General features: G+C 42.0%; 28 protein-coding genes. 3 read left to right on the forward strand and 25 right to left on the reverse strand.

The window, feature by feature from the left end:
* Positions 1-16: 16 nt before the first annotated feature.
* The 14 genes from M1D84_RS16525 to acpS form a co-directional block, all read right to left on the reverse strand.
* Positions 17-2176 carry a Tex family protein gene (locus tag M1D84_RS16525; RefSeq protein WP_041116761.1) on the reverse strand — a complete coding sequence of 720 codons (2160 nt, stop codon included), beginning with the start codon at positions 2174-2176 and terminating at the stop codon, positions 17-19.
* Between the two features lie 76 nt (positions 2177-2252).
* Positions 2253-2852 (reverse strand): PP2C family serine/threonine-protein phosphatase, encoded by a 600-nt coding sequence (locus M1D84_RS16530; protein ID WP_024425395.1) that lies wholly within the window; start codon positions 2850-2852, stop codon positions 2253-2255.
* Positions 2852-3640, reverse strand: coding sequence for an RNA polymerase sigma factor SigB (gene sigB / locus M1D84_RS16535; protein WP_024425394.1), 789 nt, complete (start codon positions 3638-3640; stop codon positions 2852-2854). The genes M1D84_RS16530 and sigB overlap by 1 nt, the downstream gene beginning before the upstream one ends.
* Positions 3606-4094, reverse strand: a complete 489-nt coding sequence (gene rsbW, locus M1D84_RS16540) for an anti-sigma B factor RsbW (protein WP_024425393.1) — start codon at positions 4092-4094, stop codon at positions 3606-3608. The genes sigB and rsbW overlap by 35 nt, the downstream gene beginning before the upstream one ends.
* Positions 4091-4420, reverse strand: a complete 330-nt coding sequence (locus tag M1D84_RS16545; protein ID WP_024425392.1) for an anti-sigma factor antagonist — start codon at positions 4418-4420, stop codon at positions 4091-4093. Before M1D84_RS16545 ends, rsbW begins: the two co-directional genes overlap by 4 nt.
* Positions 4421-4479: 59 nt before the next feature.
* The gene (locus M1D84_RS16550; protein WP_024425391.1) at positions 4480-5487 is read right to left on the reverse strand and encodes a PP2C family protein-serine/threonine phosphatase; all 1008 of its coding nucleotides are present in this window, start codon (positions 5485-5487) and stop codon (positions 4480-4482) included.
* Positions 5488-5497: 10 nt separating this feature from the next.
* On the reverse strand, positions 5498-5899 hold the full coding sequence (locus M1D84_RS16555) for an anti-sigma regulatory factor (RefSeq protein WP_024425390.1): 402 nt from the start codon (positions 5897-5899) through the stop codon (positions 5498-5500).
* A gap of 2 nt (positions 5900-5901) precedes the next feature.
* A complete protein-coding gene (gene rsbS, locus M1D84_RS16560; RefSeq protein ID WP_003214235.1) occupies positions 5902-6270 on the reverse strand; it encodes an RsbT antagonist protein RsbS in 369 nt (122 codons plus the stop codon).
* 4 nt (positions 6271-6274) lie between these two features.
* Positions 6275-7105 carry an RsbT co-antagonist protein RsbRA gene (locus M1D84_RS16565; protein ID WP_098677664.1) on the reverse strand — a complete coding sequence of 277 codons (831 nt, stop codon included), beginning with the start codon at positions 7103-7105 and terminating at the stop codon, positions 6275-6277.
* A 116-nt stretch (positions 7106-7221) separates the two neighbouring features.
* Complete coding sequence (gene ndoA / locus M1D84_RS16570) at positions 7222-7572, reverse strand: type II toxin-antitoxin system endoribonuclease NdoA (protein ID WP_024425388.1); 351 nt, start codon at positions 7570-7572, stop codon at positions 7222-7224.
* 4 nt (positions 7573-7576) lie between these two features.
* Positions 7577-7858 (reverse strand): hypothetical protein, encoded by a 282-nt coding sequence (locus M1D84_RS16575; protein WP_003214273.1) that lies wholly within the window; start codon positions 7856-7858, stop codon positions 7577-7579.
* A gap of 294 nt (positions 7859-8152) precedes the next feature.
* Positions 8153-9334, reverse strand: coding sequence for an alanine racemase (alr, locus tag M1D84_RS16580; RefSeq protein ID WP_458106335.1), 1182 nt, complete (start codon positions 9332-9334; stop codon positions 8153-8155).
* 141 nt (positions 9335-9475) lie between these two features.
* A complete protein-coding gene (locus tag M1D84_RS16585; protein ID WP_087975235.1) occupies positions 9476-10492 on the reverse strand; it encodes an outer membrane lipoprotein-sorting protein in 1017 nt (338 codons plus the stop codon).
* Positions 10493-10652: 160 nt separating this feature from the next.
* A complete protein-coding gene (acpS, locus tag M1D84_RS16590) occupies positions 10653-11018 on the reverse strand; it encodes a holo-ACP synthase (RefSeq protein WP_024425385.1) in 366 nt (121 codons plus the stop codon).
* Between the two features lie 94 nt (positions 11019-11112).
* On the opposite strand from acpS, the gene M1D84_RS16595 reads away from it, so the two are divergent.
* A complete protein-coding gene (locus tag M1D84_RS16595) occupies positions 11113-11718 on the forward strand; it encodes a rhomboid family intramembrane serine protease (protein ID WP_206534071.1) in 606 nt (201 codons plus the stop codon).
* 53 nt (positions 11719-11771) lie between these two features.
* Here M1D84_RS16595 and M1D84_RS16600 read toward each other — a convergent pair whose 3' ends face one another.
* The 7 genes from M1D84_RS16600 to M1D84_RS16630 form a co-directional block, all read right to left on the reverse strand.
* On the reverse strand, positions 11772-13268 hold the full coding sequence (locus tag M1D84_RS16600) for a PH domain-containing protein (RefSeq protein ID WP_206534072.1): 1497 nt from the start codon (positions 13266-13268) through the stop codon (positions 11772-11774).
* Entirely contained in the window at positions 13258-13737 is a 480-nt protein-coding gene (locus M1D84_RS16605) for a PH domain-containing protein (protein ID WP_024425383.1), read from the reverse strand. The genes M1D84_RS16600 and M1D84_RS16605 overlap by 11 nt, the downstream gene beginning before the upstream one ends.
* A 115-nt stretch (positions 13738-13852) precedes the next feature.
* A complete protein-coding gene (cshA, locus tag M1D84_RS16610; RefSeq protein ID WP_024425382.1) occupies positions 13853-15352 on the reverse strand; it encodes a degradosome RNA helicase CshA in 1500 nt (499 codons plus the stop codon).
* Between the two features lie 165 nt (positions 15353-15517).
* Positions 15518-15856, reverse strand: a complete 339-nt coding sequence (locus M1D84_RS16615; RefSeq protein ID WP_046313963.1) for a glutamate synthase — start codon at positions 15854-15856, stop codon at positions 15518-15520.
* A gap of 127 nt (positions 15857-15983) precedes the next feature.
* Positions 15984-16676: an alpha/beta hydrolase gene (locus M1D84_RS16620; RefSeq protein ID WP_024427369.1), complete on the reverse strand. Its 693-nt coding sequence runs from the start codon at positions 16674-16676 to the stop codon at positions 15984-15986.
* Positions 16677-16694: 18 nt separating this feature from the next.
* Complete coding sequence (locus M1D84_RS16625; RefSeq protein WP_034622596.1) at positions 16695-18059, reverse strand: UDP-N-acetylmuramoyl-tripeptide--D-alanyl-D-alanine ligase; 1365 nt, start codon at positions 18057-18059, stop codon at positions 16695-16697.
* Between the two features lie 80 nt (positions 18060-18139).
* Complete coding sequence (locus tag M1D84_RS16630) at positions 18140-19222, reverse strand: D-alanine--D-alanine ligase (RefSeq protein WP_332285612.1); 1083 nt, start codon at positions 19220-19222, stop codon at positions 18140-18142.
* A gap of 184 nt (positions 19223-19406) precedes the next feature.
* Between M1D84_RS16630 and M1D84_RS16635 the strand changes: the two genes are divergently transcribed.
* Together M1D84_RS16635 and fbpB are read left to right on the forward strand one after the other, a co-directional pair.
* Complete coding sequence (locus tag M1D84_RS16635) at positions 19407-19727, forward strand: thioredoxin family protein (RefSeq protein ID WP_012008983.1); 321 nt, start codon at positions 19407-19409, stop codon at positions 19725-19727.
* Positions 19728-20042: 315 nt separating this feature from the next.
* Positions 20043-20192 (forward strand): Fur-regulated basic protein FbpB, encoded by a 150-nt coding sequence (fbpB, locus tag M1D84_RS16640; protein WP_065215285.1) that lies wholly within the window; start codon positions 20043-20045, stop codon positions 20190-20192.
* Positions 20193-20289: 97 nt separating this feature from the next.
* On the opposite strand, the gene M1D84_RS16645 is transcribed toward fbpB, so the two are convergent.
* From M1D84_RS16645 to M1D84_RS16660, 4 genes are all read right to left on the reverse strand, one after another.
* Positions 20290-20625 carry a hypothetical protein gene (locus M1D84_RS16645; protein ID WP_017366657.1) on the reverse strand — a complete coding sequence of 112 codons (336 nt, stop codon included), beginning with the start codon at positions 20623-20625 and terminating at the stop codon, positions 20290-20292.
* Between the two features lie 117 nt (positions 20626-20742).
* Complete coding sequence (locus M1D84_RS16650) at positions 20743-21510, reverse strand: ABC transporter permease (protein WP_024427365.1); 768 nt, start codon at positions 21508-21510, stop codon at positions 20743-20745.
* A complete protein-coding gene (locus M1D84_RS16655) occupies positions 21503-22414 on the reverse strand; it encodes an ABC transporter ATP-binding protein (protein ID WP_332285604.1) in 912 nt (303 codons plus the stop codon). Before M1D84_RS16655 ends, M1D84_RS16650 begins: the two co-directional genes overlap by 8 nt.
* Before the next feature lie 125 nt (positions 22415-22539).
* Positions 22540-23781: a dicarboxylate/amino acid:cation symporter gene (locus M1D84_RS16660; RefSeq protein WP_041107474.1), complete on the reverse strand. Its 1242-nt coding sequence runs from the start codon at positions 23779-23781 to the stop codon at positions 22540-22542.
* Positions 23782-23853: the final 72 nt, after the last annotated feature.

A 23853-nucleotide genomic window follows, 5' to 3' on the forward strand; every position in this document is an offset into this window, starting at 1 on the left:
GCGCCTCGTTTTTTTGTTACTCTGGTTTCAGCATGGAGAGGGCAACGCGGCCTTTTGCCTGGTCAACGGAGTCCACCCATACGGTCACAATGTCACCAACTGATACAACGTCAAGCGGATGCTTCACAAAACGATTGCTTAGTTTGGAAATATGCACAAGCCCATCCTGCTTTACGCCAATATCAACGAATGCGCCGAAGTCTACGACGTTTCTCACCGTTCCTTGCAGCTCCATTCCTTGCTTCAAGTCTTCCAATTTCAACACATCTGTTTTGAGCAGCGGTTTTGGCACTTCATCCCGCGGATCACGCTCAGGTCTTGTCAGCTGATCAATGATATCTTGAAGTGTAATTGTCCCAATGTCCAGCTGCTGGGCTGCTTCGTCCAGTTTCACTTCAGCAATTTTCTCTTTTAACTGCTCTGTGCCAAGATCGTCTGGCGTCATGTTGATCATGCGTAAAAACTGTTTTGTTTCTTTATAGCTCTCAGGGTGAATACCTGTACGATCAAGCGGGTCTTGTCCATCTGTAATGCGAAGGAAACCGATACACTGCTCATATGTCTTAGCACCGAGCCTTGGGATATCCTTCAATTCTTTTCTGCTTGTGAATCTCCCAATCTCTTCGCGGCGCTTGATGATATTCCCTGCGACGGCTTTTGAAAGGCCTGATACATATTGCAGCAGCGCCTGTGAAGCTGTATTGACGTTCACACCGACTTGGTTGACGACTGTTTCTACCACAAAGGTTAACGAGCTGTTTAATTGCTTCTGGCTGACATCATGCTGGTATTGGCCCACACCGACAGACTTCGGATCAATTTTCACGAGCTCTGCTAAAGGATCTTGTAATCTTCTAGCAATTGAGATGGCGCTTCGCTCTTCGACTTGCAGATCTGGAAACTCTTCTCGCGCCAGCGCTGATGCGGAGTAAACACTTGCTCCAGCTTCATTCACGATCAAATAGGACACCGGCTGATCCAGCTCTTGAATCAAGTCTGCAATGAATTGTTCTGTCTCTCTTGAGGCTGTTCCGTTTCCAATCGCAATCACTTCGATGTTTGATGATTGAATGATCTCTTTGACTTTTTGTTTCGCTTCCGCTTTTTTCTGCACGGGCGGATGCGGGTAAATAACGCCAATATGATGAACTTTTCCCGTATCATCCACGACGGCTAATTTGCAGCCTGTCCGAAATGCGGGGTCGACTCCAAGTACACGCTTCCCTTTCATCGGCGGCTGAAGCAGCAGTTTTCTTAAGTTTTCAGCAAAAATATGAATCGCTTGTTCCTCTGCTTTTTCTGTCAGCTCTTTTCGTATTTCTCGCTCGATGGAAGGCTGAATGAGGCGTTTATACGCATCATCGATTGCCGCTTCAATAAACGGTCTCGCCGTCGTCTGTTTGCCTTTTAGAACTTGTTTGTCGAGATAGAAGCGAATATTTTCAGCAGGTGGTTCGATGGCTGCCTTTAAAATGCCCTCTTTCTCCCCGCGGTTGACCGCTAGTACACGGTGCGGAACAATCTTTTTGATTGGCTCTTGATAATCGTAATACATTTCATAGACGTTTTTCTCATCGCTTTCGACGTCTTTTCCTGATGTGACCAGACTGCCCTTTTGGTACGTTTCACTGCGAATCCATTTTCGCATATCAGGATCATCTGCCAGCTGTTCAGCAATGATGTGCTGCGCACCTTCAAGTGCCTCTTCTACATTTGTCACTTCTTTTTCTTCGTTAATAAAAGCAGCTGCTTTCTTCTCGATCTGATCGCTTGGCAGCGTGAGTAAATATTCCGCCAGCGGCTCCAGCCCTTTTGCTTTGGCTACATTCGCCTTTGTTTTGCGCTTTTGTTTGAATGGCCGGTATAAATCTTCGACCTCTTGCAGTTTATGAGCTTGTTCAATTTTCTGTTTTAATTCATCGGTCAGTTTGTCTTGTTCAGCAATTAAGCGAATGACTTCTTCTTTTCGGTTCGTGACATTTTGGATATATGTATAGCGCTCTGAAATGGTTTGAATTTGCACCTCATCCAGTGAGCCTGTCTGCTCTTTCCGATAACGGGCAATAAACGGGACGGTGTTGCCATCCTCTAAAAGCTTGATCACACTTTCAATTTGTTTTGTTGAAAGCTTTAATTCTGTCGCAATTTGTTTCAATAAAAAGTCAGATGTCTTCATACTTTGCATCCTCTCACTGTGTCTTCTCTTTTAGTGTATCAAAAAAACCGGCAAAACAGAAAAAAGGTCAGCTATTTTACGTAAGCTGACCAAGTACATAGGTGAGATCGTCCTTTTTGTCTTGTGTGTATGTTTCAAGCTGTTTGGCGATGTCTTCAACTGAATGTCCATGCTTTAAACACATGCGCATGTTTGGCACATTCAGTCCGTCTGAATACATAATGAATATCGATCCTTTTTCGTAGGAATAGGTGTATGTTTTATATTTTCTAGGTTTCCCTGATAAGTATCCTGATGTCGGAAATGGATAAATATAATCGCCAGAAGGTGCATTCAAGATAAACCGAATATTACCAACCGAACAATAGGTAAATTGCTGCTGGGAAAAATTCACCTTTAATATGGCCACAGTGGCCCCGCGTTTATTTTTCATAGCCTGATTGCATCTGTCGATGAGGGCCGCCACATCCTCATGTCCATATTCTTCGACAATTTCGCTGACTAAAGAAGATGATTCATTGGCGTACTGGCCGCTGCCTAATCCGTCTGCTACAGCACAAATTAGTTCTTCATCATCTGCTTTAATAAAAAAACTGTCCCCGCAGCATGACTTCCCTTCTTTATTCGATTGATAGATAATGGCGTTTACATGCTCATGCTGTTCAATCTGCTTCATTACCCTAGCTCCATAGACGCATCTTCTGATAATGCATCTCGCAGTTTTTTCACTGCCTTCCGCTGCAGTCTCGATACATGCATTTGGGATATACCAAGTAAATCGCCTGTCTCTTTCTGACTCTTATTTTGCAAGTAAGTCAGATTGATAATCTCTTTTTCTCTATCCGACAGCACATGAAGCACACTCTCAAGCATCAATTTTTGGTTCACACGTTCGTAGCCCTCTTCCTGTGAGCCGACAACGTCTAAAATCGTCACAGTACTTCCTTCAGAATCAGCCTCTACGCCTTGGTCAACAGACAGTGCTTGATAGCTTTTGCCCATCTCCATGGTTTCAAGTACTTCTTCTTCTGTTACATCTAGGTATTCTGCAATTTCTTGGACTTTAGGTGATTTCTGTGTCTCTGTTGTCAAATGATCGACTGCCATTTTAATTCTTGGTCCAAGCTCTTTAATCCGCCTTGGTACATGGACACTCCATGTTTTATCTCGTAAAAAGCGTTTGATTTCCCCGATGATGGTTGGAATGGCAAAGGCTTCAAATGATTTACCGACGAGCGGGTCGTATCGTTTAATGGCGCCAAGTAAACCAATCATTCCAACTTGTCTAAGGTCCTCATGAAAACTTTTTCCTTTAGAATATTTTTTCGCCAGCATATCAACCAAGTTTGTATAGCATTCGACCAGCGTGAGCTGCGCCTGCTCGTCTTGATTGGTTTGATAGCTTTGGATGAGGCGGTCTACTTCATCTTTAGTTAGTTTCATAGTTTTGGATGGTTGTGTCATGGTCAACTCGCTCCCTGTTTAAAAACTTTGTCATCGCTACGGTAACTCCGGAGTTTGCTTGCACCTCGACTTCATCCATCAATGTTTGCATTAAGTATAAACCAAGACCTCCTTCTGCCAATTGATCCACCGTATGAGCAGATGTGTACGGTCCGAGGTCTTCCTGTTTTTGCTTAAAGTCAAAGCTACCGCCTTTGTCAGCGACAATGATTTCTAGACGATCCTCGTAGACAAGAAAGCGAACAGCCACCTCTCCATCTTCGCCGTCTTCACCTTTGTAGGCATGCTGAACTGCATTTGTACAGGCCTCACTGACGGCAATTTTTAAGTCCTCAATCTCTTCATAGGCATAGCCCATCCGGCTCGCTACGCCTGACAGAGTCAAACGAATGATGCCTACATATTCTGGTTTCGCCGGTATTTTCATCTCGATTAGATCTACTGATTCGTTCATTGTACCCCACCCTCTGACTTTGCAGAAATGTCAATGATGTCCTTTAATCCAGTGATTTCAAACAACCTTACAAGCCGTTCTGACAAGTTCTCAAGCTTTAATGTGCCACCTGCTTTTTGAGCCGCTTTAAACAGCCCAACGAATACACCTAAACCTGTACTATCCATATACGTAACATCCTTTAGACAGATTTCAAGATGCTCTCCCGCCTCAGCTTTAGGCATGAGCGTTTCTCTTAGCTCAGGAGCGGAGTACACATCAATTTCTCCGCTGACACTGATTTTCGTTTTTTGATCTATTTGATGCTCTTTTACAGACATATTCATTATGCATTCACCTCGAAATTCTTGTTTCCTAAAGTTTTATATACCCGCATGTTCACTTTCTAAACCTTTCTTTTGAGAACAAGTAAAGTAAAGTCATCGTGCAGCTGAAAATCCTGCAGTTTGAGTAAGCTGGCGTAGATGGCATCCACCATTTCTTGAGCTGAGTAGGATAGGTGCTCAGATATGAGTGTTTTGATGTCCTCCCGCTCTAAGAAACCATCCTCTGACTTGGATTCTGTGACCCCATCAGAGAATAAGATCACCATGTCTCCTGCGTCCAAATGCTTCTCGTACTGTCTGTAGTCAAAGTCTGGTGCGATCCCAAGGACAAGCCCTTTTGCATCTAAATCGTAAAATGTGTTCTCTTTTTTGCAATAGAAAAAGCCCGGCTCATGACCAGCCGATGCGTATTTAAACTCATGCGTTTCTTTATTATAGCTGCCATAGAACATCGTGATAAACATACTTGGGTCTACGTTTTGCTCGACTACACGATTCAGGGTTTTCAGCACCTTTGTTGGGCCGCTCCCTGACTCTGGCAAGGAATCCATCGCATATTTAATCATCGACATACAGAGCGCAGCCGGGATTCCCTTTCCAATGACATCTGCGATCGCGATATTGATTGTATCGTGATCCGTCACAAAGTGGTAATAATCTCCACTCATCTGTTTTGCCGGTACACTAATCGCACCAATATCAAAGGTATCTCCTTCTGGAATTTTCGTTTCCAGAAGGGTTTGCTGAACATTTGCAGCAATTTCGATTTCAGATTTTATTTCTTGCTGGATGCCTCTGAGTGTTAAATGTTCTTGGTAGGCAAGTCCGTACCCAATCATGACTTCAATTAAGAAGTCTAGTGAATGAAAAACATCTTCCGGCAAATCAGGGTAAAGCTCCTGAATCACTTTTCGGTGAACACTCACTATTTCTTCAGGAGGTATTTGATGCTCAATGGTTTTACGGCTAAATTTTTGAGCTTGATAAAGCGATGTTTCAGTTAAATCACTGATATAACGACTGAGCAGCTGATGGTACCGCTGCTCCATTACCTCCTTAAAATCCATGGTTTCCCTCCTAGCGAAGCCACTTAACAGCTTGTATCTCCGTTCCTTGTTCTGGTGCAGAATCTAATTTAAATTCATCCATCAGTCGTCTGACGCCCGGAAGACCTGCTCCGAGCCCGCCTGATGTTGAAAATCCGTCTTCCATTACTTTACGTATATCCATGATACCTGGCCCCTCATCGGCTGCGATGACTTTGAGTCCACGCTTTCCGCGCTCCATCACTTCATCTATACAAATCTGACCTTTACCAGCGTATAAATAGATGTTTCGAGCTAATTCTGAAATGGCCGTCGTAATTCTTGCTTGGTCAACTGTTCCAAATCCAAGTTCTTTTGCAACATTGCGCCCCAATTGTCTTGCTGCGACTATGTCCCATTCCGTCAATATTCTTACACAGGATTGGTCTTTCATATCTATTCCCCCAATTCCCGCTTCAGTGTCTCAAGCCCTTGTTCAAGATCTAGTGCTGTCTGAATTTCTTCAAGCGATATTCCAAGTTCAATCAGCGTCACAGCGACTGCCGGCTGTATTCCTGTTAATACAACTTTTGCCCCCATGAGCTTGGACATCGTGATCACATCACCTAATACCTTTGCAATAAAGGAATCAATCATGTCAACGGATGTGAGGTCAATGACAACACCGTTTGCTCCTGTTTCATGAATTTTATTCAGCAAGTCTTCTTGAAAGTGGAGAGCTGTTTGGTCATCAAGCTCCCACTGTATCGAAATCAGAAGACAGTTATATAGTTTTAAGATTGGAATCTTCGGGTGATTTCTCACTGGGTTATCCCTCCAATGAAACAATTTTTCGATTTGTCATTTCCAAAGCAGTTTGAATTCCTTTTTGAAGGGTATTCTTTGTTGTAACTTGAGATAAATCAATTCCAAGGTTCACAATGGTTTGGGCTATTTCTGGACGAATACCGACAAGCAAGCACTTCGCACCTACTAATCTCACAGCCTCTGATGCTTGAATGATATGATGCGCCACCATTGTGTCAACGACAGGTACACCCGTAATATCAATTAAGACGACTTGTGAGCGATGTTTGACGACACCGTTGAGCAGATTCTCCATAATTTTTTTGGCACGTTCTGTGTCAATTGTTCCAACAAGCGGCATGACGGTAATGTGCTCAAATACTGGGATCAGCGGGGCAGAAAGTTCCTGCAGCGCGATTTTTTGAAGGTTGACTGTTTTCTCCCATGAGATGGAATACTGGTTTAAGATCTCGTTATGAATAGGTGTGATGAATCGATCAATTTGCCAGATGAGGTCATGACTTTCTTCTGTTGTATCTTTGTCATCGTTCATTTTTTGATATAAATGTGAACGGATTTCTGTTAGACCATTTGCCAGTAACTTAAGTGATATACCCATTTGAACAATTTTTAAAGCAAAAGTTTGTACTTTTTCTTCAAAATCTTCAGCATACCCTTCTGAAAGAGATGTAATGATTAATTGAACATATTCCGAACAGATGGTTTCATACATATTGTCGTTCAGCATCATGTCCGTTTCTTTTTCTCCGAGTCGTCTAAAAATGTCCGTCCACTCTTTTTGTAATTCCTCTCGATGCTCTCTTGCAAAAGCTAACACGATATGATTCGACATGTTTTACCCCCTACGTACATAAACAGCACTTCTTTTAGTCTTTCTTCATTATAACGTTAATAAAAATTGAACACAAAAAAAAGTTGCTCCCAAGAGAGCAACCAAATCTCACCATATTAAAAATCAATAAGAGCCAAACTAACTTGTAAGGCTTCATCAACCTTCTCCATCATCTCATCATCAAGATGTGTGATTTTATCTGTCAATCTTTGTTTATCGATTGTACGAATCTGCTCCAAGAGAATGACAGAATCTCGCTCAAAGCCGTAGCGCTTTGCATCAATTTCGACGTGAGTCGGTAATTTCGCTTTTTGTATTTGGGCTGTTATGGCTGCAACGATAGCAGTCGGGCTGAAGCGATTTCCAATGTCATTTTGAATCACCAATACTGGGCGAACCCCGCCCTGCTCGGAGCCAACAACAGGAGATAAATCAGCAAAGTAAACATCACCGCGTTTAACAATCAAATGTTTAACCCCCGCTGACTAATCGCTCAACTGTATTCTCAGCCTCAAATTCTGCGTATTGTGCCTCTGAAGAGATATTCAGATTAATTTTCGCCATCTCCATGTAGCCGCGTCTCATCGATTCACGATTTTGTCGAATATTACGTTCACGAATATACGTTTTTGTCGCTCGGTAGATCAATTCATTTCTTGTTACCTTATCCTGCTCTGCTACTCGTTCGATTTCAGACATCAAAGCCTCCGGTAGTCGAATCTTCATTTCGTTTGTTGCGCTGGATTCAGACAAAAAACATACACCTCCACAAAACTTACGGATACCGTTTCGATCCATTCCAAGACTAATCATACCATTATTCAATGCGCAAGCAAAGCTGTTTTTTCATGATTTCTTATTAGAACATGAAGCGGCTGTTCACCCGTAAATCAAAGATGATAATGGAGTTCCTCTTTCACATTATACGCTTTTTTTCGAAAATCATACGGTATTTCCAAAATCTCTAAAAAAGGGAGAATGTTTACCCCTTCTTTGTAGAATAAAAAGGAACGATGTCAGTTTGACGATCGTTCCTGTGAAAACTGCTTAGAAAAAGCTTGACCCGCCTTGAAGCAGCGGATTCCGCACATGCACCTTTTTGCCGTCCTCTATATATACTCTTGGGACGCGGTGGCCAATGGAGCATGTGACTTCATAGTTAATGGTTTCAAGCCTTTTTGCAATTTCATCGACTGATACCATTTCTTCACCTTGTCCACCAATCAAAACGACTGGCTCCCCTGCTGGAAAGTTCTCTTTCAGTTCAACCATGAATTGATCCATACATACCCTTCCGGCAATCTTCCGGCGCTTTCCGCCAACAAGTACTTCCGTGCCTGCCAGCTTCCGGATCCACCCGTCTGCATAGCCGACTGGTACCGTACCGATCCATGTATCTTGATTGGCTGTATACGTCGCCCCATAGCTGACACTCTCACCCTTTTGAATGAGCTTCACATGGGCGAGCTTTGTATGAAGAGACATGGCTTCTTCCAGCTTGAAAGGAAGTTCATCTTTGATTTCCTCTGATGGTGACAGCCCGTACATACTGATGCCGAAGCGAACCATATTAAATAACACTTCTTTAAACCTTAAACCCGCTGCACTATTGGCACAATGAACGAGCAGCTTTTCCGTATGAAGAGGCTGAAGCAGGGTTTGAAAGGTGTCGACCTGCCGATCAAAATAGTTCTCATCCTTTTCATCCGCGGTCGCAAAGTGAGTAAATACACCTTCCAGCTGTAAATAAGAATGCTCGCTGACAAGCTTCTTTACTTCGCTGACTTGCTCTAAAGTTTTCACACCTAAACGGTTCATTCCGCTGTCTATTTTCAAATGAAAACGAATGGGTTGTCCCATCTGCCCTTTCACCATATGGGCGACTTCCCTCAGCCACTCTATGGAGTAAGCGGTCATGATCACATTGTATCGAACAGCGGTTTTGACATACTCCGGCGGTACTGCGCCGAGTACAAGAATCGGTGCTTTAATGCCTTGATTTCTTAAAGAAATGGCCTCATCTAAAAAGGCGACAGCTAACAAGTCTGCTCCTGCTTTGAGGGCAGCTCTTGCCACTTCTATATCTCCATGTCCATATGCATTGGCTTTCACAACGGCCATCAATTGAACATTTTGACCGATATGATCTTTCATATGTGAAACATTGTGCTTGATTGCGGTTAAATTAATTTCTGCCCATGTGTCTCTATAAAAGGCATTTGTGTCCATCAGTCACACTTCCCTATTGAATGATTCAATCCCTTCATATGATACTAAAAATCAAGAATAATGTGAAACAAATCAAAGAAAATCAGCCCTTGCACAGGGCTGATGCTTCATTTATCATGGCTTTCTGCCTGAGAATCTCATTTATTTAGCTGACTGGCCTTCTACACTCTTTGCGACCATCAACAGCTCTTCTTTCGATAGATCACTTGAGGAAATTAAGTAGTCAACTCCGTCAGATGTCCATGAGAGGGATTGATCTGTCAGAACCCCTACTGTCATACCAAGATCGACCGGCTCGCCGTTCATCGTGACAGGCGTAGATGCTTCAGCTACTCGCGCTTTTTCCTGAATGAGTGTGAAGGATTTCTTGCCGCCGTACGTAATCACATAACGCTTCCCAGCATCTGTCGTCATTTCTTTCTCTTCCATCTTCTTCACGCCTTCTGGCATATCAACTGGTGTTTTCACCGCAAAGCTGTCAGATGGGTCTGCACTTGTGGCAACATCCATTTGAGAGAGTGTCATGTTTTTCTTCTCATCAAATGCATCTTTGTCAAAGGATTTATTGAATTCAAAGTGAGAGAATTCCACTTTCACCATTGGCTTTTTGTCGCTATCCAGCACTTTCACACTGGCAGGCGCCATTGTTTTCTTATGAAAGGTAATCTCTTGGGTAGGCAGCATTTGGTTGTGCTGATAATTGGTCTTCGTTTCGAACACATACTTTGACTCTTTCGCTTTGAACTGAGCTGCGCTGTCATTTTTAATATCCTTCACAAGTGATTCGAATAAATAGACCTGACTGCTATTATTCGGCCAATCACTATGGAAACGGAAGCTCTTGTTCAATGAAGGTGTCAGCACAAACACACCATTGCCATTTCTTAAAATGACTTGACTCTGATCCTTTTTCGGATTTTCTAAATAGACACGGTAAAGCTCCGGCTTTTTGTACCAAATTTCTACCTGGTACTCCTGCGGGTCATTTCCTGTCTCAATGGTCATTTTTGCTTTGGCTTTGTATGATGTCATTTCCTCTGCCTTTTTGTTTAAATCTCCAACGATATCTTGCTGAGATTTTTGACCGCATGCGGAGAGAATCAGTACAAAAAGGATTCCCGTTACAAGCAAAACAAAGCTTTTTCTCACCCTTTTCAACCCCTTCGTTAATTGTGTTAAAAGGAAGAAACCGCTTGTTTGACTTTAACAGTACGCCTCAAGAGTTAACTGCGTACCGCGAACCATCAAAGCCTGTTAGCAACTCGCCCTTCCTTATCGCACTACCCAATATATGAAGGGGGGACAAACAATATGCAGACTAGCTTGACAACCTTTCAATTAAAACTTGTGCAGCAGCATATTCCTTTGTATGGGTAATGGACACATGAACCTGATCTCCCTCCGCTTTCTCGCTTTTGATGAAGGGTTTTCCATTATCGTCTTTTAGAATGTCTATGTCATGAAAGCTTAAATGCTGACCGATTCCTGTTCCGTATGCTTTAGCGAAAGCTTCCTTTGCCGCAAAGCGGCCTGCCAAAAATTCCAGCTGTCTTTTTTCACTCAGTGTACGAAAGACGTCCTGTTCACTTAAAGTCAAAATGCGTTCCGGTAAACGAGGCTGTCTGCTGAGCACTCGCGAAAGACGGTCGATCTCTACAATATCAATGCCTATTCCTTTAATCATGAGGTACCTCCTATGATACTCGTACTAATTTAAGTGTTCGCTTCATAAACGTGTTACTATAAACTTACGATTATCTAGTCAAAAGGGGTTTGTTATGTTTATTCGAACGGAGAGCTTTCAACAATTTATTAGATCGTATCCAATCGTAACAGCGATCCTTGCTTTACAAATTGGCCTGTGGCTTATATTTGCGGTTCCTATCCCTATTATACAGCTTGGACAGGATCATCTCGTCGGTTTCAATTATGGTGTAGCGGCTGGGGAATGGTGGCGTCTCGTTACACCTATTTTTCTTCACGGAAGTCTCACGCATATTTTATTTAATTCCATGTCCCTTTTCTTATTCGCCCCAGCGCTTGAACTTTTGCTTGGGAAGGTTCGATTTCTGATCATTTATCTTGGTGCAGGGTTCATTGGCAATCTCGGAACCTATTGGGTGGAGCCTTTGGAGTATGTACACGTTGGCGCTTCTGGTGCGATTTTCGGTTTGTTTGGGGTTTATTTATACCTTGTCCTATTTAAACCGCACATGATGGACCGCGGCAATTCACAAGTGATTTTAACGATTCTTGCTGTTTCTGTTATCATGACGTTCGTCAATTCGAACATCAATATCATGGCTCACTTATTTGGATTGATTGGCGGTATGCTTCTAGCACCGATTACGCTGCTTTTCCATTCGAAAAAAAGACGCTATTAATCTCATAAAAAATGTCGATCCTCCTTAAGCTGGAGCTGATCGACATTTTTCGTTTAAGACGATTGATTTTTTTCATATGAATACCAATCAAATACACGTGCCGCATCTTCTTCCTCAAGGTGATGCACACCAAAGGAATCAAGCAGCGCAGAGGATTTCACAAAGGTGTGAATACTTGCGACCCGGCCTTTCTTTTGGAAAAAAGATTGCGTCATCGTATAGTTTTGCATTCGTTTTCTAAGGACAATGCCAGTGGTCTTGCCAATGCCTCTTGATGTCATTTGAATCAATGAATCTTTGATTGTATATCCTGATTGTTTATAAGCTAAATAGCCGAAGAATAGAGCAAGCGGTAACGGAATGAGTCCCAAATACCCCCATGGCGGAAAGCGTACCGACAGGATGACACCTGCAAGTAACGGCACAAAGCCATATGAGATCAGGTAGCGTTTGAGTGAACGCTTTGGCACTTTTTTCAGCTCTGTTTCTGGTGCTACATGATAATGATCGGTGAATTGTGTCAGCAATTCATTTATTTTTTTCTTCCGAATGAGCGGAAATAAGACGGAAGAGGTTTCTTTCTCTGTAATCGAACCTCCTGCACTAACAAGCATCACTGTCGCAAAACCAAAAGGCTCACGGATCATATTCTCTTTGATTTTCACTGCTTGAATTCTCGCAAGTGGAATGGTCATTTGATGTCTCTCGATGAGCCCTCTTGTAATGATGATGTCATTCCCTTTTCGTTTTGCAGCAAAATTCGCATACTGAAGTGCTGTTACCCCAACACTCAAGATCCAAGCGATCAATACGGCAAGAAATATCAAAATCGCATAGATTTCAATGCTCGCATGGCTTAAAAAAGAGAACTGCTTGAAGAACCCGTCCAAAGGGAGAATTTCATCTATTTGCGTGTAGATGGCGAGACACCCTGAGATAATGACACCGATACCGCTTGAAGTGGTCGCAGCCAAAAGCAATTCTGGCACACCCATACGATAGGAGACATTGATTTCTTCCTGCATAGGTTTTTGCGCAGTCAAATGGCCAATCAGATCACCTGCTTCATCCGTCATTTCTTCTTCCTGCAAGCTTTTCTTCCGGTTGAAAATCGACTGCTTTAATTGTTCCGCTTCTGCTTTTGTAATCGCGGTCAGGCTCACTTCTGGACCATCCGTTCCGCCTGCCGTTTCGATTTGAACCCGCACTAAACCGAAAATCCGCTGAAAAATGCCTTCACTTGTATTAACCGTTTGAATTCGTTCTAACGAGATATATTTTTTCTTTTTCGTAATCACACCCGATTCCACACGAAATTCATCGTCTTCCATCCGGTAAGTGAATCGTCTCCATTCTAAAATGGTAAAAACGGCTTTCCATAAAAGAAGCACACCGAGAATGATAAATGCATAAAAGCGAATGCTCGAATTCGAGTTCACAAAAATCAACACGAAAAAAGGGATAATGAAGTTTTTGATCATGGATACAGCATCTGATATAAAATCAATGAACATCGAAATGGGATGTACACGTTTTGGTTCAGACATCATCTTCCGTCACCCTTGCTAAACGAGATATGTAATCACGAAGCTCATCTGCCTCTTCTAATTCTAGCGCCGGTATATCATGAACTGTGGCAGCAGTCGAAATTTGAACAGAGGCCAAACGGTAGCGCCTTAAAAGCGGCCCTTGAGATGTATCAACATGCTGAACACGAACCATCGGCACAATGACACGTGTGACGCGAATGAGTCCATGCTGTATTTCAATTTCATTTTCGAATACTTCGTAGCGCCAGATGTGGTGGCGGATTTTTGGTATGAGCCATATGCCAAAAATGACCTGTAAGACCCATAAACCAGAAAGAATCGCTCCAATCCAATATGGCCATTGAAAATAGTAGCTGGCAACAAATACCCCAATGATGATGAGTAAGAAAATCAATGAGATAATTCCATTTTGAAGACGCCATACCTTTAAACCATTTAAACTAATTTGACGTTGCGGCTGTTTTCTCACATTCTTCCCCCATTCTCTTACTTTTCTATCAATATATTACGTAACAAAGCCTAAAAAGTTTCAATTTCAGCCTGTTAAAAAAAAGCGAACCCTGCAAAGGATTCGCTCTTGTATGTTAGTTGTTATAAGATTTCTTTTGACGACGATCGCTAGAAGAACGATTGCGGTCATTTGAAGAACGCTTTTTATCACCATAAGATGAACGGCTGTTCTTGCCTTTTCCACGGTAGCCTCCGCCACCGCCGCCGTCTCTGCGTTTAGAAGAGCTGCGGTTGTTACGATGACGTTTAGAAATCATCGGTGCTTCATCTGTTAAACGAACAGGCGTTGCATCCGGCTCTTTTGTCATCATTTTGATCGCAGCTGCAACCACTGTTACAGAATCATGATCTTCCAACAATTCGGCAGCAGCTGTCATGTAGAAGTTCAAGTTGTTTTCACTGATGATTGTGCGTAGACGGTCAACTGTTACTTGCTGTTGTCCTTCAATCGCCTCATCTAGTGTAGGTTCTTTCATACGATCCATTTTACGTTTAGTCGTTTGCTCAATCGCACGAAGCATATCTTTTTCACGTGGTGTGATGAATGTCATCGCCATACCTGTACGTCCAGCACGTCCTGTACGTCCAATACGGTGCACGTAGCTTTCTGGATCTTGCGGTACGTCAAAGTTATACACGTGTGTTACGCCTGAGATATCAAGTCCACGTGCTGCTACGTCTGTTGCGACAAGCACATCGATTGAACCCTCTTTGAATTTACGAAGCGCAACCATACGTTTTGCTTGAGTCAGGTCACCATGAATTCCTTCAGCTGTATACCCTCTAAGGTTAAGTGCTTCAGTCAATTCGTCAACACGGCGTTTCGTACGGCCGAAGACAATTGAAAGCTCAGGTGATTGAATGTCAAGAAGACGAGTCAATGTATCAAACTTTTTACGTTCGTGAATATCCAAATAGAACTGTTGGATGTTAGATACAGTCATTTCTTTCGCTTTTACTTTTACGTGTTCTGGGTTTGTCATGAAACGCTCTGCAATGCGCTTAATTGGTGCAGGCATTGTCGCAGAGAATAAAAGTGTTTGGTGTTCACTTGGTACATTTGAAAGGATCGCTTCAATGTCTTCGATGAAACCCATGTTTAGCATTTCGTCTGCTTCATCTAGCACAACTGTTTCAACGTTTTGAAGACGCATTGTACGACGGTTAATGTGATCGAGTAAACGTCCTGGAGTCCCTACGATGATATGAGGATTTTTCTTGAGCGAACGGATTTGACGGCCGATATCTTGTCCACCGTAAATAGGAAGTACGCGTGCACGCTTGTCTTGGCCGATTTTATATAGCTCTTCAGATACTTGAATCGCTAATTCTCTTGTTGGCGCAATGATAATCGCTTGGATATTTGGAGACGCTGGGTCGATTTTTTCAACCAGAGGAATACCAAATGCTGCAGTTTTTCCTGTTCCTGTTTGTGCTTGTCCGATGACATCTTTATTTTGAAGACCGAGAGGAATCGTTTCTGCTTGAATCGGTGTTGCTTCTTCAAATCCCATGCGGTTAATAGCCTTCATGAGACTTTCGCTTAATTGAAAATCTTGAAACGTTATAGTCAATTTATTCAAACTCCTTCTAATTGCTGTTTCAGTAATCTCGTGAATGATCATTAAAAACTGCCCTTTTCTGAAAGGACAGGTCCATTATATACAAAGCCCGAATTACCCTACCTTATATCTTACCATTACACTATTTGTTTTTCAACAAGACAGAAATGGATATATCTACTGTTCTACAATGACAGATTCACCTTCACTTTGATCTCCGTCCATCCATTTCCACTTTTCAAACAGTTGAATTTTTCCGTTATCCAGCTGCTTTGGAGTGGAATTGCAAGTCCCGCTTCTCATACTGCCGTCCTTGCTTACATGGTGGTATCTAAAATGAAGTGTTCCATCCTCATTCACAGTTCCTACAAGTACGCCAGATATGATACTGCCGCCTTGATATGTGCCCGTTAATATATTCCCGTCCTGACGATATTGAAATATGGTTCCTGCTGATACTTCTCCGTTACTCGAATTAGACTGCGGGATAAAGGTTTTTCCGTCATATTGAAACAACCGAATCAACCACCTTTTCTTTCCTATTGTACCATATGCCTGTCACTCATTCGACAAAAATGATGCAAATTTTAACAAGTGGGATTCAATTTATATTAGTTTAGCCACAATTTAGCTTTTCTATATATTAAATTGCTTTTTTTAGAAAATGTTCTACTTTCTCAAACAATTGCTGGGCACATGGCTCATGACAAACATGATGTTTACAATCGGGCAAATAAAACATTTCTTTCTGGCGAGACGGGACTTTATGATAAATAAATTCTGCACTTGAAGCAGGTACAATTCCGTCGCTTTCACCTTGAACAATTAACACAGGCAGATGAAGCTTCTCAAGCGAATTCTTCGTTTGCTTTACCAGCTTCATAAATTCTATCGCGGCTGACAGCGGCGTGCTTGTGAGCTTATGGCGATATCGATCATATAAAGGGTTTGTATCAATGATCCCTGACAGGGACTCCTTCACCATCTGCCTTGTATCTTGCATCATTTGTTTTGGGTTCACATATTTAGCCGCAGCACTTAATAGGACGAGACGGGCAACTGGGTACTTCGCTGCTAAGTAAGAAGCAATCATTCCGCCCATAGAAAAGCCGATCAAATACACGGTGTCACAAGTTCGATAAAGGGATAGAAGTTCGAGTTCAGCTGTCGCTATCCATTCTTGATAAAGAATGCCTTTTAACTGAAGCTCATCCCCATGCCCCGGAAGCGTGACAGACTGCACTTCCCAATCTGCCGTCTGTTTTAAATATTGCGCCAGCGGTTCTACTTCATAAGGGGCACCCGTAAAACCGTGGATACATAAACAGCCAATCATTCTGTCACCTTCTCACTTTTATAGTGCAGTAATGACTTCTTCCAATTTCATACCGCGTGAGGCTTTGACAAGCACAACATCGTCAGGCCCTGCCACTTCAGCTAGTTTTTTCTTCAGATCCTCTTTGTCCATAAAGGAGAATACGTGCTCAGCCCCGAATGATTTTTTCGCTCCTTCAGCAATGAATGCACCTAGACGGCCATACGTCATGACATGATCAATAAATTCCGGCTTGATGTAACGGCCAAGTTCATAATGATACGTTTCTTCTTCGCTGCCCATTTCGAGCATATCTCCAAGTACAAGAATACGATTGGCGAAGCCGTCCATATCTCCCACAAGATCAATGGCTGCTTTCATAGAAGTAGGACTTGCATTATACGCATCATTAATGACAGTGATTCCTTTATCTGTTTTAAACAGCTCAAGACGCATCCCCGTCAACTTCGTTTGCATCAGTCCCTGGGCTATTTGTCTTTCATTCAGCCCAAAATGCTGGCCAATAGCAATAGCAGCAAGTGCATTCTTCACATTATGTTTCCCTAATACAGGAATGAGAAAACCTTGGGCATATCCTTCGACCTGAAATTCTGTTCCTTCTGCAAGCTGGTTGATGTGCGTTACCTTGATATTACAGTCCTCTGCTTCTCCAAAGGTTTTTACACGCTGAGAGAGTGAACTTGCTCTTTCGCGAAGCAAAGGCTCATCACCTAGGTAATAAAAGATGCCGTCTTCTTTTAACCCTTTGACGATCTCACATTTTGCATCAGCAATGGCTTCTCTTGATCCTAAATCTTGCATATGAGATTCCCCGATATTTGTGATGACTGCCGCATCCGGCTCAGCAAGATCTGATAAAAATTCGATTTCGCCTTTTGCACTCATACCCATCTCCAAAACCGCAATATCGGTTCCTTCTGGCATTGCAAGAATGGTGAGCGGAAGACCGATATGATTATTAAAGTTACCGTCTGTTTTATGAACTTGATACGCTGTTTGCAAGACGGAATGAATCATGTCTTTCGTTGTGGTTTTCCCATTACTTCCTGTAATACCGACAACACGAGGGTTTTCTTCTTTTAAGTATGATTTCGCCAGCTGTTGAAGCGCAGCTAGTGTATCCTCTACAAGAATTACTGGAACGCCTTCTGGCGGATTGGCTTCTTTTTGATTCCAAAGAACAGCTGAGGCTCCTAGCTCCACTGCTTTTGAAGCAAATGTGTGACCGTTAAAATGTTCTCCGATAAGCGGGATAAACAGGGCGCCGTTTGATACTTTTCGTGTATCTGTTGTCACTCCGTGAATCTGTTCTTCGCCAAAAGCTTGATTAGATAGGGTTCCACCAGCCATTTGGGCGATTTGTTTCACTGTACGTTTGATCATGATTTTTCGCCTCTCTTTCTCATTTCACGTTTGAAGGAAAAGAGACACTACCTAAGGATAGTGTCTGCTTGCTGCTCACATTAAAAAGTTGTTTTAATGGTTTGTTTTTCTCGATGGCGTTCAATTGCAAGTGACACCAGCTTTTCAATTAACTCTGGATACTCTACACCAGTGTGCTTCCAAAGTAATGGGAACATACTAAATGGTGTGAATCCAGGCATTGTATTCACTTCATTGATCAACACTTCACCTTTTTCTGTCAGGAAGAAGTCTGCACGTACGAGACCAGATCCATCGAGGGCTTTAAATGCCTTAATCGCCATGTCATGAATCGTCTTATATTCATCCTCTGACACACTCGCCGGAATGATCAAATCTGTATCGCCATCTTCATATTTTGCTTTGTAATCATAAAAATCTGTTTTAGGTGCAATCTCACCAACGACAGAGCATTTCGGCTCATCATTGCCTAATACACCAATCTCGATTTCTCTTCCAATGACGCCTTCTTCTACGACCACACGACGATCATATTGGAAAGCGAGGTCAAATGCAGTCTGCAGTTCTTCTTTGCTGCGGCATTTGCTAATTCCAACACTTGATCCCATGTTGGCAGGTTTCACAAAGCATGGATAGCCCAGTACTTTTTCCACCTGTTCTAAGCTGTCTCGTGTCGCTTTCTCGTAGTCTTTTTTATTGAAAGAAAGGTGCTTTGCTTGTGCAAGTCCTGCTTGTGCAAAAACATCTTTCATCATGACTTTATCCATACCCGCGGCAGACGCGAGAACGCCGTTGCCGACATACGGGATATTTAACAGTTCAAGTAATCCTTGCATTGTACCATCTTCTCCATTTGGTCCGTGCAGCAACGGGAAGACAACATCAATTTTCTCATCAGCCGATGCAGGCTGTGGAAACATGCTTTCATTTAAAGAAGTTGGTAAAAACGTCTTTGCGGTCTGTTCAAATTGAAGCATTTTGACGTTTGATACTGGTTCAGTGAGTTTTTCTCCTCTTAACCATTCACCCTCTTCTGTAATATAAATTGGATGTATATCGAACTTCTCAGTGTTAAGTGCTTTTGTAACTGCAAGGGCTGTTTGCAGTGATACATTATGTTCGGCTGACTTTCCGCCGTAAATCAATCCTAAACTTATTTTCAATGGATACTCCCCCCACTAAAATTCATCTTTACTATCTTATCACTTTCAAGCAAAAATGCTCTAATTAATTTTTGTTGTTACGTAATTGAAATGATTTGTAAAGGTTGTAAGCGCCTCCCGAGCATTTGTATGTCATTCGCCTTTATTTTATATTAAAATGACATTGAAAAGGAGTTGTGACAAATTGAAAAAAATCACAAGTACTGAACAATTCAATGAAATTATTCAATCAGACAAAGAAGTCATCGTTAAATTCTTTGCAACATGGTGTCCTGACTGCACAAGAATGGACATGTTCATTCCAGACATCCTAGAAGCTTATGCTCACCATGAATGGTTTGAAATAAATAAAGATGATTTCCCAGAATTAGCTGAAACGTATCAGGTAATGGGCATTCCAAGCCTGTTAATTTTCAAAAATGGTGAAAAAACAGGTCATTTACACAGTGCAAATGCAAAATCGCCTGAAGAAGTGACAGAATTTCTTCAAGAACACGTTTCTTAATTGATGAAACGAAGGACATCAGCAAACACTTGCTGATGTCTTTTTTCTTTTTAAATCTCTTCATAAGACGAGCTGCACAGCCAAAACGTTTCAAATTGATGTTTCACTTACGACAAGTCATGACAAAATTATTTCCTGGGAAAGAATGCAGCGTCGAACCAGCTTGGAATATGTCGGTTACGTGAATTTTCTGAATTGAATCTTTACTTCTGACATTTGTCTTTGTATAATGGAGTTGCTAATTGAAAATGATTATCAATTTCATCTATGTGAAATCCTATAGACGTCCATTCTTATTAAGGAGCGATGAGTCACATGTCTAAGAAGAAAATTAAAACCTACCAGCAATTGATTGAAGAGAACAAAAAGGCCATCATGCGCGATCCTCAAATGATGGAAAGTATTTACGAAACCATCGACAAAAAACACCAGAAGCAGCTTGCAGCTGCTGGGCGTGAATCATAACTATTAGAGGAGCAGTCATCACTGACTGCTCTTTTGTCTGCTTCAACTAAATAAAAAAGCCGATAAAATCTGTTATTCGATTTTATCGGCTTTTGTTTTAATGTGATTTCGCTACACGGTCCTGCTTCATTCCTAAATAAATGAGCATATATGTGAGATAACCCATTGTCATCGTTAAACCACCGAAGAAAAATTGAGAAAAGACTGGTTCCTCAAATGTTGTGACGGCAGCAAGAACGATCCAGCTCGCATATAAATAGACCATGAACCATTTCATGTTTCTTTTAAGTGTATACAGAAAGAAAAGACCCGCTAACGAAAAGATCCCCAGCGCTAGTCTGAAATAAACAAGGTGATCAAACTGGAAGGCAAAAGACACAAACGAAAACGACAGCAGCAACAAAATTGGTAAAGCCGTAATGAAATTTTTCACGATAGTGCCACCTCCATGACTCCTTCTTATTATAAGACAAAATCAGCCGGTTATCGTGAAATACAGACTCGTTTTCACAAAGATGTCACGAATTTTTCTTGTTATTTGACACAATTTTTACACATTTACATCACGTTTCCAAAAAAGAATCCAAGCCGATCCAATAAAGAAAACAAAATGCGCCCCTACTATAAATAGAGAAAACAAAATGCTCATCCCATGAAAAGGCGGCGGTCCTTGAAAGCTGTACTGAGTAAAGTCCGTATTCGCAAAAAGGAGGATTTTCCCCCACTGATTTTCTAAGAGAGACATAATGGGTACAAGTGATTTCGCCGCATATAAAACAAAAAACGAGGTCACAAGGGCAACAAGACTGTTTCTAAACAAACTGGAACACATAAAAGCAAAGCTTGCCATCATGATCACTTCCACCCACTGAGATCCAATGACGGCAAACGTATGCTGAAATAATTGCCCCGTTCTTTCATCAAAATCAGTACCGAAGAAAATAAGACCAAATAGAAAAGCCAAAACATAATAAAAAACAAACAAATAAATGACTGTCAGCACAAGTGTGATGTATTTTGACAGAAAAATGTGCAGTCTTGTTTTTGGCCGGATCAATAGAAACTTGATCGTCCTTTTCTGAAACTCTGTTGAGATCAAGGTCGCGCCAATAACAACAGCAAGTACCTGCAAAATAAACACGACGTTCGTTGAATAAGCAAAATAGTTCGCGACTGTGTCTTGTCCACCAAAGCTTGATATGACTCGTTTCAAGGTTAGAGCCATGGCCAGTTGAAATACAACGATCAATAAAAGAGCAATGAATGTGATCTTTTTCTTCATGATTTTCTTATGCTCATTCTTGATGAGGTTAAGCATCTGTCGTCCCGCCTTCCGTCCATTTCATAAATGCCTCTTCAATTGACTGCTTTTGAGGCATCAGTTCAAGTACATCAAACCCCGCCAGCACAAGCTGTTTGTTCAGCTCTGGCACACGTTCTTTGTTCAGTTGAAGCAGTACACGCGCTCCATTTCGTTCATATGTATAGTCGTGTGCGTCAAGCCATGAGACCGCCTTTTCTACTGGCTGAATATTCATCAGCACCTGCTCTTTCCCCTCCATATCCCGGAGATGAGTACTGGCTTTGATCTGTCCCTTTTGAATGATAATCATGCGGTCACATAGCTCCTCTACCTCATGCAATAAATGCGTCGCAAATAACACCGAGGTTCCTTCTTCCTTTACAAGCATTTGTAAGTGCTCCCGGAATTCCTTCATTCCTGCGGGGTCCAGTCCATTTGTCGGTTCGTCTAAAATGAGCAGGTTTGGCCGATGCAAAATAGCTTGTGCAATCCCAAGCCTTTGTTTCATCCCTAGTGAATACGTCTTGACCTTTTGATGAATGGCATCCTCAAGACGAACTCTTTCCACCACTTCCTGAATGCGTTCCTCCGTCACGCCATCGTGCATCGCTGCATACATTTCAAGGTTTTCAAAGCCTGTTAAATACGAATAAAATTCTGGGTTTTCTATGATCGCACCAACAGATGACATCGCTTTAAGAAAATCCTCATCTTGTGAATATCCATTGATCATGATGTTGCCATTGTTTTTTTTCATCAAGCCAACGATCAATCGAATCAAAGTTGTTTTTCCAGACCCATTGGGTCCAAGTAATCCAACAATTTCTCCTTGCCCAATGTCTATAGAAATATCCTGCAAGATCATTTTCCGGCCAATTTGTTTATCGACTTTCTCTACTTTTAAAACAGCAGACTGCAAAGTGGTTCCTCCTTCTGATGTAAACCTATGTCGGCATGTATGGCCACTCATTCTGTTAAAAGTATATCACGCAGGACAAGGGACTCCATGAAAAAAAGGCTGATCAAGTCAGCCCTTCTTTCACATTACATGGATAGATTCGGTGAAGCTGTATCTTTCTCATGTTTTTTCTCGGTTTCTGTCACGATCACCGCACATGCTGCGTCACCTGTAATATTGACAACGGTTCTTGCCATATCTAGTAGGCGGTCGATTCCAAGAATAAGCGCAATACCTTCGACAGGAAGTCCAACTGAATTCAAGACCATCGCAAGCATGATCAAGCCAACGCCTGGTACACCGGCTGTCCCGATACTGGCTAATACTGCCGTTAATACAACTGTGAGCATTTGCATCAGCGTTAGCTCCACACCAAACACTTGAGCAATAAAAATGGTTGCAACCCCCTGCATAATCGCTGTCCCATCCATATTGATCGTAGCGCCTAACGGCTGTACGAAACTAGAGATCGGCTCAGGTACTTTTAATTTCTTTTGAGCGGTTTCCATTGATACAGGGAGAACTGCACTACTGCTGGACGTACTAAAGGCTACGACCATCGCAGGTGAAAAGTCTTTAAAGAATGTAAATGGATTCCTTTTTGCAAATATAGCTAACGTTGAGCCATAAGTGAGAAAGAAATGCACCAATAGCGCTACTAACACCACTGTAAAATAAAGTCCCATGGCTTTAATGGCATCAAGACCTTGACTCCCAATCGCCGTCACAATTAAGCCGAATGTTCCGTATGGAGCAAATTTCATGACCACACCTACAAGGTACATCATGAGTTCATTGCCTTGTTCTAATATTTTGAGTAATCCTTCTGTCTTTTTACCTAACACTGCAATTCCTAGTCCTAAGAAAACACAGAATACAATGATTTGCAGCATATTTCCTTCGACTAAAGATTGAACTGGATTTGATGGAATGATGTTTAATAAAGTGTCGGTCGTAGATGGTGCTTCTTGAGGTTTGTATTCTGCCCCTTTCGTATCGAATGAACCAAAGGAACCTGGTTTGATCAATAATGCCAAAGACATCGCAATGATAATAGCGAATGTTGTGGTCAGTAGAAAATATAAGATGCTTTTTGCGCCAATTCGGCCAAGCTTTTTTGGATCGCCGAGGCCTGCCACACCAAGTGTAATGGAAAAGAAGACGATCGGTACAACTAGCATTTTGATTAGATTTAAAAAGATTTGACCTAGAGGTGTGAATAGATAAGGGTCTAACGTTTTGAATACATTTGGAGCGAAAATGTTAAGCAAAAGTCCCGTGATTGCACCTACAATAAGGGCAATAATAATTTTTGTCGCCAGCTTCAATAAAATCTCCCCTTCCTCGTCAAAAAGACCCACGAGAGAGTTTTCTCGCGGGCCTGCGTGTCCATACGTGTA

The organism is Bacillus sp. PK5-006 (genome assembly GCF_054161415.1).

Coding starts and splice junctions, on each gene's coding strand:
- M1D84_RS16525 (WP_041116761.1), bottom strand. CDS start 2,176: ATGAAGACATCTGACTTTTTATTGAAACAAATTGCGACAGAATTAAAG.
- M1D84_RS16530 (WP_024425395.1), bottom strand. CDS start 2,852: ATGAAGCAGATTGAACAGCATGAGCATGTAAACGCCATTATCTATCAA.
- sigB (WP_024425394.1), bottom strand. CDS start 3,640: ATGACACAACCATCCAAAACTATGAAACTAACTAAAGATGAAGTAGAC.
- rsbW (WP_024425393.1), bottom strand. CDS start 4,094: ATGAACGAATCAGTAGATCTAATCGAGATGAAAATACCGGCGAAACCA.
- M1D84_RS16545 (WP_024425392.1), bottom strand. CDS start 4,420: ATGAATATGTCTGTAAAAGAGCATCAAATAGATCAAAAAACGAAAATC.
- M1D84_RS16550 (WP_024425391.1), bottom strand. CDS start 5,487: ATGGATTTTAAGGAGGTAATGGAGCAGCGGTACCATCAGCTGCTCAGT.
- M1D84_RS16555 (WP_024425390.1), bottom strand. CDS start 5,899: ATGAAAGACCAATCCTGTGTAAGAATATTGACGGAATGGGACATAGTC.
- M1D84_RS16565 (WP_098677664.1), bottom strand. CDS start 7,105: ATGTCGAATCATATCGTGTTAGCTTTTGCAAGAGAGCATCGAGAGGAA.
- alr (WP_458106335.1), bottom strand. CDS start 9,334: ATGGACACAAATGCCTTTTATAGAGACACATGGGCAGAAATTAATTTA.
- acpS (WP_024425385.1), bottom strand. CDS start 11,018: ATGATTAAAGGAATAGGCATTGATATTGTAGAGATCGACCGTCTTTCG.
- M1D84_RS16595 (WP_206534071.1), top strand. CDS start 11,113: ATGTTTATTCGAACGGAGAGCTTTCAACAATTTATTAGATCGTATCCA.
- M1D84_RS16600 (WP_206534072.1), bottom strand. CDS start 13,268: ATGATGTCTGAACCAAAACGTGTACATCCCATTTCGATGTTCATTGAT.
- M1D84_RS16620 (WP_024427369.1), bottom strand. CDS start 16,676: ATGATTGGCTGTTTATGTATCCACGGTTTTACGGGTGCCCCTTATGAA.
- M1D84_RS16625 (WP_034622596.1), bottom strand. CDS start 18,059: ATGATCAAACGTACAGTGAAACAAATCGCCCAAATGGCTGGTGGAACC.
- fbpB (WP_065215285.1), top strand. CDS start 20,043: ATGTCTAAGAAGAAAATTAAAACCTACCAGCAATTGATTGAAGAGAAC.
- M1D84_RS16650 (WP_024427365.1), bottom strand. CDS start 21,510: ATGCTTAACCTCATCAAGAATGAGCATAAGAAAATCATGAAGAAAAAG.